General features: G+C 68.0%; 8 protein-coding genes and 1 riboswitch. Of the genes, 7 read left to right on the top strand and 1 reads right to left on the bottom strand.

Annotated features, from left to right (window positions below; all coding sequences use genetic code 11):
* Positions 1 to 213 precede the first annotated feature (213 nt).
* The 6 genes from AB0N66_RS37115 to AB0N66_RS37090 all read left to right on the top strand — a co-directional run bounded on the left by AB0N66_RS37115 (position 214) and on the right by AB0N66_RS37090 (position 8,489).
* On the top strand, positions 214 to 2,352 hold the full coding sequence (locus tag AB0N66_RS37115; protein ID WP_365443415.1) for a carbon starvation CstA family protein: 2,139 nt from the start codon (positions 214 to 216) through the stop codon (positions 2,350 to 2,352).
* The gene (locus AB0N66_RS37110) at positions 2,324 to 2,524 is read left to right on the top strand and encodes a YbdD/YjiX family protein (RefSeq protein WP_365443413.1); all 201 of its coding nucleotides are present in this window, start codon (positions 2,324 to 2,326) and stop codon (positions 2,522 to 2,524) included. The genes AB0N66_RS37115 and AB0N66_RS37110 overlap by 29 nt, the downstream gene beginning before the upstream one ends.
* Positions 2,525 to 2,653: 129 nt before the next feature.
* Positions 2,654 to 2,908, top strand: coding sequence for a DUF3311 domain-containing protein (locus AB0N66_RS37105; protein ID WP_365443411.1), 255 nt, complete (start codon positions 2,654 to 2,656; stop codon positions 2,906 to 2,908).
* Entirely contained in the window at positions 2,905 to 4,512 is a 1,608-nt protein-coding gene (gene mctP, locus AB0N66_RS37100) for a monocarboxylate uptake permease MctP (protein ID WP_365443409.1), read from the top strand. Before AB0N66_RS37105 ends, mctP begins: the two co-directional genes overlap by 4 nt.
* Positions 4,513 to 4,839: 327 nt before the next feature.
* Positions 4,840 to 4,921: riboswitch (cobalamin riboswitch) on the top strand.
* Positions 4,922 to 5,079: 158 nt separating this feature from the next.
* Positions 5,080 to 7,479 carry a ribonucleoside-diphosphate reductase subunit alpha gene (locus AB0N66_RS37095; RefSeq protein ID WP_365443407.1) on the top strand — a complete coding sequence of 800 codons (2,400 nt, stop codon included), beginning with the start codon at positions 5,080 to 5,082 and terminating at the stop codon, positions 7,477 to 7,479.
* Between the two features lie 53 nt (positions 7,480 to 7,532).
* Positions 7,533 to 8,489, top strand: a complete 957-nt coding sequence (locus AB0N66_RS37090; RefSeq protein ID WP_365443427.1) for a ribonucleotide-diphosphate reductase subunit beta — start codon at positions 7,533 to 7,535, stop codon at positions 8,487 to 8,489.
* 67 nt (positions 8,490 to 8,556) lie between these two features.
* Here AB0N66_RS37090 and AB0N66_RS37085 read toward each other — a convergent pair whose 3' ends face one another.
* Positions 8,557 to 8,757 (bottom strand): hypothetical protein, encoded by a 201-nt coding sequence (locus AB0N66_RS37085; RefSeq protein ID WP_365443405.1) that lies wholly within the window; start codon positions 8,755 to 8,757, stop codon positions 8,557 to 8,559.
* Between the two features lie 94 nt (positions 8,758 to 8,851).
* On the opposite strand from AB0N66_RS37085, the gene AB0N66_RS37080 reads away from it, so the two are divergent.
* On the top strand, positions 8,852 to 9,817 hold the full coding sequence (locus AB0N66_RS37080) for a helix-turn-helix domain-containing protein (protein WP_365443403.1): 966 nt from the start codon (positions 8,852 to 8,854) through the stop codon (positions 9,815 to 9,817).
* Positions 9,818 to 9,819 lie beyond the last annotated feature (2 nt).

The raw sequence follows: 9,819 nt of genomic DNA, 5'->3' as shown, positions 1-9,819 counted from the left end.
GTCGTCGCCCGCGGGGCAGACGGGAATTTGACGACAGGACCTAGCGGACCTGTCCGGCCGATCATGCCGCAGACGCGGGGTGTGGCACGCACGTCCTCGTAGCGCTCAAGCACGCCCAGAAATAAACCACTTGGGGTGATGCAAGAGGTGTAGCGCTGCTCCTCTTCCTGTTCTACGGTCCTCCCGTCATCGCATGGACGGGAGGACGACCCGGTGCGCACCGCGAACACTCGATCCATCGTCATCTGGACCCTCGTCGCGCTGGTCGGTGCCGCGGGCTGGTCCGTACTCGCGCTCGCGCGGGGCGAGGAGGTGTCGGCCGCCTGGATGGTCGCCGCCGCGCTCTGCTCGTACGCCATCGCCTATCGCTTCTACTCGAAGTTCATCGCCTACAGGGTGCTCAAGCTCGACGGGACCCGGGCGACCCCGGCGGAGCGGCTGAACGACGGCGTCGACTTCCATCCGACCGACCGGCGCGTGCTGCTCGGCCACCACTTCGCGGCGATCGCGGGCGCGGGCCCGCTCGTCGGCCCCGTACTGGCCGCGCAGATGGGCTACTTGCCCGGCACCATCTGGATCATCGTCGGCGTGATCTTCGCGGGGGCGGTCCAGGACATGGTCGTCCTGTTCTTCTCCACGCGCCGCGACGGCCGGTCGCTGGGGCAGATGGCCCGCGAGGAGATCGGCCCGTTCGGCGGGGCCGCCGCTCTGGTCGCCACCTTCGCCATCATGATCATCCTGCTCGGTGTACTCGCCCTGGTCATCGTCAACGCGCTCGCGCAGTCGCCGTGGGGCACCTTCTCCATCGCGATGACGATCCCGATCGCGCTGCTGATGGGCTTCTATCTGCGGGTACTGCGGCCGGGCCGGGTCTCCGAAGTGTCGCTGATCGGCGTCGCGTTGCTGCTCCTCGCGCTGATCGCGGGCCGCTGGGTCGCCGAATCCTCCTGGGCCGACACCTTCACCCTCGCCCCCGCCACCCTGGTCATCTGGATGGTGGCGTACGGGTTCATCGCCTCGATCCTGCCCGTGTGGATGCTCCTGGCACCCCGCGACTACCTCTCCACCTTCATGAAGATCGGCACGATCGCGCTGCTAGCCCTGGGCGTCGTCATCGCGCTGCCGACACTCAAGATGGACCCGGTCACGGACTTCGCCTCGCGGGGCGACGGACCGGTCTTCGCGGGCTCGCTCTTCCCGTTCGTCTTCATCACCATCGCCTGCGGCGCACTTTCGGGCTTCCACTCGCTCATCTCCAGCGGTACGACGCCGAAGATGATCCAGAAGGAAACGCAGATCAGGATGATCGGGTACGGCTCCATGCTGATGGAGTCGGCGGTCGCCGTGATGGCGCTGGTCGCCGCCAGCATCATCGACCCGGGCCTGTACTTCGCGATGAACGCGCCGGCCGGCGTCATCGGCACGACCGTGGAATCGGCGTCCCAGGCGGTCGCGAACTTCGGCTACACCATCTCGCCGGCGGACCTGGCGAAGGCGGCCGAACAGGTCGAAGAGGCAACCCTGCTCTCCCGCACCGGCGGCGCGCCCACCCTCGCCCTCGGCGTCTCGGAGATCTTCTCCCAGGTCACCGGAGGGAGCCTCAGAGCCTTCTGGTACCACTTCGCGATCATGTTCGAGGCGCTGTTCATCCTGACCGCCCTGGACGCGGGCACGCGCGTGGGCCGGTTCATGCTCCAGGACATGCTGGGCAACGTCTACCGGCCCTTCAGGAACGTGAGTTGGAAGCCGGGCCTGGTCATCACCAGCGGCATCGTGTGCGCCCTGTGGGGCTACTTCCTCTGGGTCGGCGTCCACGAACCGCTCGGCGGCATCAACCAGCTCTTCCCGATCTTCGGCATCTCCAACCAACTACTGGCCGCGGTCGCCCTGGCCGTCTGCACAACCCTGCTGGTGAAGTCGGGCCGCCTCAAGTGGGCCTGGGTAACCGGGATTCCACTCCTCTGGGACGCAGTCGTCACCCTCACCGCGAGCTGGCAGAAGGTCTTCTCCAGCGACCCGCGCGTGGGCTTCTTCAAGCAGCGTTCGGTGTACCAGGACGGCATCGACGCGGGCAAGGTCCTGCCACCGGCCAAGAACATGGACGACATGCACACGGTCGTCACCAACTCCACGGTGGACGGCGTCCTCGCGGCGGTCCTGGCCGTCCTCGTCGTCGTCGTGATCGTGGACGCGGCCCGGGTCTGCATCCGTCACGTACGCCGCCCCGCGCTCTCCACCCTCACCGAGACGCCGTACGTGAAGTCGAAGATCATCGCCCCGGCCGGGCTGATCCCGACCAAGCAGGAGAAGGCGGAGGAACTCGATGCGGTCGGCGCTGCGCAGAGCGATTAGCTCAGTGCGCTGGTACGTAAGGGAATTAACTGATGAATCCGCATACGACCGCTATGTAGCGCACGTCGGTGCGGACCATCCCGACTCCCCTCTCCCCTCCCGGCGTGAGTTCGAAAGGATGCGAACGGACCGCCAGGACAAGGACCCCCGGCAAGGGTTCCGCTGCTGTTGAGAACGCATATACGGCTATCCGGACGCCATTTGCAGACTGACATACGGACAGGGGTTCCGCTTACCTGACCTCGTCGCCTAGATTGCCTGCGCGTTACACAGGTGATCAGTGAGGGGACGGAGCCGCCATATGTCAGATGCGCCTGAAGTGAAGCCACCGGTGGTGACACCGGGCCGGGTGGTGATCGCCATCTGCCTGCTCGCGCCGTTCGTGGCGATGTTGTGGGTCGGTTCGTACGCCAAGACCGACCCGACCTTCATCGGAATCCCGTTCTTCTACTGGTACCAGATGCTGTGGGTGTTCATCTCGACCGCCCTCACGATGACCGCGTACAAGCTGTGGCAGCGTGACCAGCGCGCCCGCAAGAGGGGTGCCGGAGCATGAACGACGGCGTGAACGGCGTCGCACTCGCCGTCTTCATCTTCTTCTTCCTGGCCGTCACGGTCATGGGCTTCCTGGCCGCACGCTGGCGCAGGGCGGCCGACGAGAGCCTCGACGAATGGGGCCTGGGCGGCCGGTCGTTCGGCACCTGGGTCACCTGGTTCCTGCTCGGCGGCGACCTCTACACGGCGTACACCTTCGTAGCCGTACCGGCCGCGATCTACGCGGCGGGCGCGGCCGGCTTCTTCGCCGTGCCGTACACGATCCTCGTCTACCCCCTGATCTTCACGTTCCTCCCCCGCCTCTGGTCGGTCTCCCACAAGCACGGCTATGTGACGACCTCGGACTTCGTACGGGGCCGCTTCGGCTCCAAGGGCCTCTCCCTCGCCGTAGCCGTGACCGGCATCCTCGCCACGATGCCGTACATCGCACTCCAACTGGTCGGCATCCAGGCGGTCCTGGACGTCATGGGCGTAGGAGGCGGCGAGAACACCAACTGGTTCATCAAGGACCTCCCCCTCCTGATCGCGTTCGGCGTACTGGCGGCGTACACCTACTCCTCGGGCCTCCGCGCCCCCGCCATGATCGCGTTCGTGAAGGACGGCCTGATCTACATCGTGATCGCGGTGGCCATCATCTACATCCCGATCAAGCTGGGCGGGTTCGACGAGATCTTCAAGGCGGCGAACGACAAGTACACAGCGGCAGGCGCGGGCGGGGTCGTCCCGGCCGAAGCGGGCCAGTGGACTTACGCCACCCTCGCGCTCGGCTCCGCGCTGGCCCTGTTCATGTACCCGCACTCGATCACCGCGACCCTCTCCTCACGCAGCCGTGAGGTGATCCGCCGCAACACCACGATCCTGCCCCTGTACTCCCTCATGCTGGGCCTCCTGGCCCTGCTCGGGTTCATGGCGATCGCGGCCGGGGTGAAGGTGGAGAACGGCCAACTGGCGATCCCCCAGCTCTTCGAGAACATGTTCCCGGACTGGTTCGCGGGAGTGGCCTTCGCGGCGATCGGCATCGGCGCCCTGGTCCCCGCCGCCATCATGTCCATCGCGGCGGCGAACCTCTTCACCCGCAACATCTACAAGGACTTCATCAAGCCGGACGCCACCCCCGCGCAGGAGATGAAGGTCTCCAAGCTGGTCTCCCTCCTCGTGAAGGTCGGCGCCCTCGCCTTCGTCCTCACCATGGACAAGACGGTCGCCATCAACTTCCAGCTCCTGGGCGGCATCTGGATCCTGCAGACCTTCCCGGCCCTGGTCGGCGGTCTCTTCACGCGCTGGTTCCACCGCTGGGCCCTCCTCGCGGGCTGGGCCGTCGGCATGCTCTACGGCACCCTCGCCGCGTACGGCGTGGCCTCGCCCACCCAGAAGCACTTCGGCGGCAGCTCCAAGGAGATCCCCGGCATCGGTGAGATCGGTTACATCGGCCTGACGGCATTCGTCATGAACGTCGTCGTCACCGTGATCCTCACGTTCGCGCTCCGCGCCTTCAACGCCCCCGACGGCGTCGACGAGACGAGCCCCGAGGACTACACGGCAGACGCCGGCGACAAGGGCGTACAGGTGGAACTCCCGCCGGCGACGGCGGGGTCGACTCACTAGTCACCGGGTGGGGGCTGGGGGGAAGGTTTTTCGCCCCCTCCGCCCCTACCCATTCCCGTACCTGGGGGCTCCGCCCCCAGACCCCCGTTCGGCCTGGACGGCCTCGTCCTCAATCGCCGGACGGGCTGAAGACCCGCAGCCGCCCGCAGCGGCTGGCGCGTCAACGCCGTTCTCTCGAAAAGTGACCGATTCCGCGCCGGACCGAGGACGGATGCTCCGGTACGGCCCCGACCCACGACAAACCTCAGCGGCGTGACACGACACAACATGTGGGGGTACCACCGCGGCCCGACACAAGATGTATGCTCATGCTCGCTGTCGCCGCAGGGGAATCCGGTGCGAATCCGGAACTGTCCCGCAACGGTGTACTTATGCGCGTTCGTTCGCGTATGAGTCCAGTCCGAGGACCTGTCGACAGTGCGCCCCGGCCAGCCGGCCCGGGCGACATGACGTCCGGGCCTCGCGGAATGGGCCGGTGGACGCGGCGCATCGCTGCCAAAAAGGGCGTGCGCTCGTGTGCCCCGCCACCCTCCCCAAGGCCCCGTGCCCAGCGAGGGAGAGCCCCACGTGACCATCGCGCCAGTCGACCCGGCCTCAGCTCTTACGCAGCAGGTCCCGGTGGAGACGGACGGCCCCGGTACCGCACTGCTGCGGACCCTGACCGCACTCACCGCCGACCTCCCCGACGCCGACCCCGGCCGGGTCGCCGCCGCCGCGCTGCGCGGCCGCTCCGCACGGGCTGACGAGGCGGAGCTGCGCGAGCTGGCCACCGAGGCCGCGGCGGGCCTGATCTCCGAGGACCCCATCTACTCCAGGCTGGCCGCCCGGCTGCTGACGGTCAGTATCGCGGCGGAGGCCGCCTCGCAGGGCGTGCGGACCTTCTCCGACTCGGTCACCGTCGGCCACCGCGAGGGCCTCATCGCGGACCGCACGGCGGACTTCGTACGCCTGCACACCGCCCGCCTCGACACACTGATCGCCGCCTCCTCGGCCGAGGGCGCCGACGACCGCTTCGGCTACTTCGGCCTGCGCACGCTGCACAGCCGCTACCTCCTCCGCCACCCGATCACCCGCAGGGTCATCGAGACGCCCCAGCACTTCATGCTCCGTGTGGCGTCCGGCCTCGCCGAGGACGACACGACCCGCGCCCTCGACGAAGTCGCGGACCTCTACCGGCTCATGAGCCGCCTCGACTACCTCCCTTCCTCCCCCACCCTCTTCAACTCCGGCACGCGCCACCCCCAGATGTCGTCCTGCTACCTCCTCGACTCCCCGCTGGACGAGCTGGACTCCATCTACGACCGCTACCACCAGGTCGCGCGCCTCTCGAAGCACGCGGGCGGCATCGGCCTGTCGTACTCCCGTATCCGCTCCCGCGGTTCACTGATCCGCGGCACGAACGGGCACTCCAACGGCATCGTCCCGTTCCTGAAGACCCTCGACGCCTCGGTCGCCGCGGTGAACCAGGGCGGCCGGCGCAAGGGCGCCGCCGCGGTCTACCTGGAGACCTGGCACTCCGACATCGAGGAGTTCCTGGAGCTGCGCGACAACACCGGTGAGGACGCCCGCCGTACGCACAACCTGAACCTCGCGCACTGGATCCCGGACGAGTTCATGCGCCGCGTGAACGAGAACGCCCTGTGGTCCCTCTTCTCCCCGTCCGACGTGCCCGAGCTGGTCGACCTGTGGGGCGACGAGTTCGACGCGGCCTACCGCAAGGCGGAGGAGGCGGGCCTCGCCAAGAAGACCATCCCGGCCCGCGACCTCTACGGCCGCATGATGCGTACCCTCGCGCAGACCGGCAACGGCTGGATGACCTTCAAGGACGCCGCCAACCGCACCGCCAACCAGACGGCGGAGCCGGGCCACACCGTCCACTCCTCGAACCTGTGCACCGAGATCCTTGAGGTCACGGACGACGGGGAGACGGCGGTCTGCAACCTGGGCTCGGTGAACCTGGGCGCGTTCGTCGACACGACGGCCGGGGACATCGACTGGGAGCGCCTGGACGCGACGGTCCGCACGGCCGTCACCTTCCTGGACCGCGTGGTCGACATCAACTTCTACCCGACCGAACAGGCGGGCCGCTCCAACGCCAAGTGGCGCCCGGTGGGCCTGGGCGCGATGGGCCTCCAGGACGTCTTCTTCAAGCTGCGCGTCCCCTTCGACTCGCCGGAGGCCAAGGCACTCTCCACCCGTATCGCCGAGCGCGTCATGCTCGCCGCGTACGAGACGTCCGCGGACCTCGCCGAGCGCAACGGCCCGCTCCCCGCCTGGGAGAAGACCCGTACGGCCCGTGGCGTCCTGCACCCGGACCACTACGACACCGAACTCACCTGGCCGGAGCGCTGGACGGCCCTGCGGGAACGTATCGCCAACACCGGTATGCGCAACTCGCTCCTCCTCGCGATCGCGCCCACCGCGACCATCGCCTCGATCGCGGGCGTCTACGAGTGCATCGAGCCGCAGGTGTCGAACCTGTTCAAGCGCGAGACGCTCTCCGGCGAGTTCCTCCAGGTCAACTCCTACCTGGTGGCCGAGCTGAAGAAGCTCGGCGTGTGGGACGCGCAGACGAGGGAGGCGCTGCGCGAGTCCAACGGCTCGGTGCAGGGCTTCACTTGGGTCCCCCAGGACGTCCGCGACCTGTACCGCACGGCGTGGGAGATCCCGCAGCGCGGTCTCATCGACATGGCCGCCGCCCGCACCCCGTTCCTCGACCAGGCGCAGTCCCTGAACCTCTTCCTGGAGACGCCGACCATCGGCAAGCTCTCCTCGATGTACGCGTACGCCTGGAAGTCGGGCCTGAAGACGACGTACTACCTGCGCTCCCGCCCGGCGACCCGCATCGCCCGCGCGGCACAGGCGCAGGCGCAGCCCGAAAAGACCATCCCCGTGCAGGCGACCCCCGACGAGGACGCCGTCGCCTGCTCTCTCGAAAACCCCGATTCCTGCGAGGCCTGCCAGTGAGTACCCCCCAGAAGAACCTTCTCGACCCGGGCTTCGAACTCACCCTCCGCCCCATGCGCTACCCCGACTTCTACGAGCGCTACCGGGACGCCATCAAGAACACCTGGAGTGTCGAGGAGGTCGACCTCCACTCGGACGTCGCCGACCTCGCCAAGCTCTCGGAGGGCGAGCAGCACATGATCGGCCGCCTGGTCGCGTTCTTCGCGACGGGCGACTCGATCGTGGCGAACAACCTGGTGCTGACCCTCTACAAGCACATCAACTCCCCCGAGGCGCGGCTGTACTTGAGCCGCCAGCTCTTCGAGGAGGCCGTGCACGTCCAGTTCTACTTGACGCTGCTCGACACCTACCTCCCCGACCCGGACGACCGCGCGGCCGCCTTCGACGCGGTGGAGAACATCCCCTCCATCCGCGAGAAGGCCGAGTTCTGCTTCAAGTGGATCAACGAGGTCGAGAAGCTGGACAGCCTCCAGACCCAGGCCGACCGCCGCCGCTTCCTGCTCAACCTGATCTGCTTCGCCGCGTGCATCGAGGGGCTCTTCTTCTACGGCGCCTTCGCGTACGTCTACTGGTTCCGCAGCCGGGGTCTGCTGCACGGCCTGGCGACCGGCACCAACTGGGTTTTCCGCGACGAGACGATGCACATGTCCTTCGCGTTCGAGGTCGTCGACACCGTCCGCAAGGAGGAGCCGGAGCTCTTCGACGACCAGCTCCAGCAGGAGGTGACCGACATGCTGCGGGAGGCCGTGGAGGCCGAGCTGCAGTTCGGGCGCGACCTGTGCGGTGAGGGCCTGCCGGGCATGAACACCGACTCGATGCGCCAGTACCTGGAGTGCGTGGCCGACCAGCGCCTCCAGCGCCTGGGCTTCGCGCCGGTGTACGGCTCGGAGAACCCGTTCTCGTTCATGGAGCTCCAGGGCGTCCAGGAGCTGACGAACTTCTTCGAGCGCCGCGCGTCCGCGTACCAGGTGGCGGTGGCGGGAACCGTCGATCTGGACGAGGACTTCTAGGGACTGCTGCTGTCACAGTGACCGCCCCGGGCCATGAGGCCGGGGGCGGTCACCTTTTTGTCGCTTCTCACGCCGCACGCGCGACATCGTGCGTGGTAAGACCGCGCAGACCCCGCTCGGTCGAGGCCGAGGCCTGGCCGGACCGGTGCGCGACCGCCGCACGGAGCTGCCGGTCGATACGCCACTCGTGGGCGTATCCGACCAGTGCGGGAAGGGCCAGGATCAGGAAGGTTCCGAGGACGGTGAGTGTGTCTGTGAGTGCGTTCATGTCCTCCACTGTCGCGCCGATCGCCCGCCACGGTCAGTGGCAGGACTGCCGCACACCCTCGAATTGCTGCCACTTCTGAGGCATACTGGAAAACATGCTGAAGAACGTGGCCGTCGCCCTGCTCGACGGCGTACACCCCTTCGAACTCGGCGTCGTCTGCGAGGTGTTCGGCCTCGATCGCAGCGACGAGGGGCTGCCCGTGTACGACTTCGCGGTCGTTTCGGCGGAGGGCCCGACGCTCCGTACCCACATCCCCGGGTTCACGGTCTCCACCCCGTACGGCCTCGACCGGCTCGACGAGGCCGACCTGGTCGTCGTACCGGCCGGGAACACCTATGCGGTACGCGCCTATCCGCCCGGGCTGCTCGACGCGCTGCGCCGGGCGGTGGACCGGGGCGCCCGGGTGCTCAGCGTCTGCTCCGGTGCCTTCGTACTCGGGGCGGCCGGACTCCTGGACGGGCGGCGGTGTGCGGTGCACTGGCAGCACGTCGACGAGCTGGCCCGGCAGTACCCGCGGGCGATCGTCGAGCCCGACGTGCTGTACGTCGACGAGGATCCCGTCATCACCTCGGCCGGCACCGCCTCTGGAATCGACGCCTGCCTGCATATCGTCCGCAAGGAACAGGGCCCCGAGGTCGCCAACGCCATCGCGCGGCGCATGGTGGTGCCGCCGCATCGCGACGGAGGCCAGGCCCAGTACATCGAGCGGCCGCTGCCGCGCAGCGAGTGCGACACGGTCGGCGAGGTGCTGGTGTGGATGGAGCGCCACCTCGACGAGGAGGTGACCGTCGAACAGCTCGCGGCTCGCGCCCACATGTCGCCCCGCACCTTCGCGCGCCGCTTCCAGCAGGAGACGGGCACCACGCCGTACCGCTGGATCCTGCGCCAACGGGTGCTGCTGGCGCAGGACTTGCTGGAGTCCTCGGACGAGACGATGGACGCGATCGCGGGCCGCACAGGGTTCGGGAACGCGGCGGCGCTGCGCCATCAGTTCGTACGGAGCCTGGGGACGACCCCGCAGGCGTACCGGCGCACGTTCAGAGGCCCGCAGGCTGCCTGAAC

This window comes from Streptomyces sp. NPDC093544 (genome assembly GCF_040683495.1).
Classification (GTDB): Bacteria; Actinomycetota; Actinomycetes; order Streptomycetales; family Streptomycetaceae; genus Streptomyces.
This window is presented reverse-complemented; position numbering and strand designations above follow the sequence as displayed.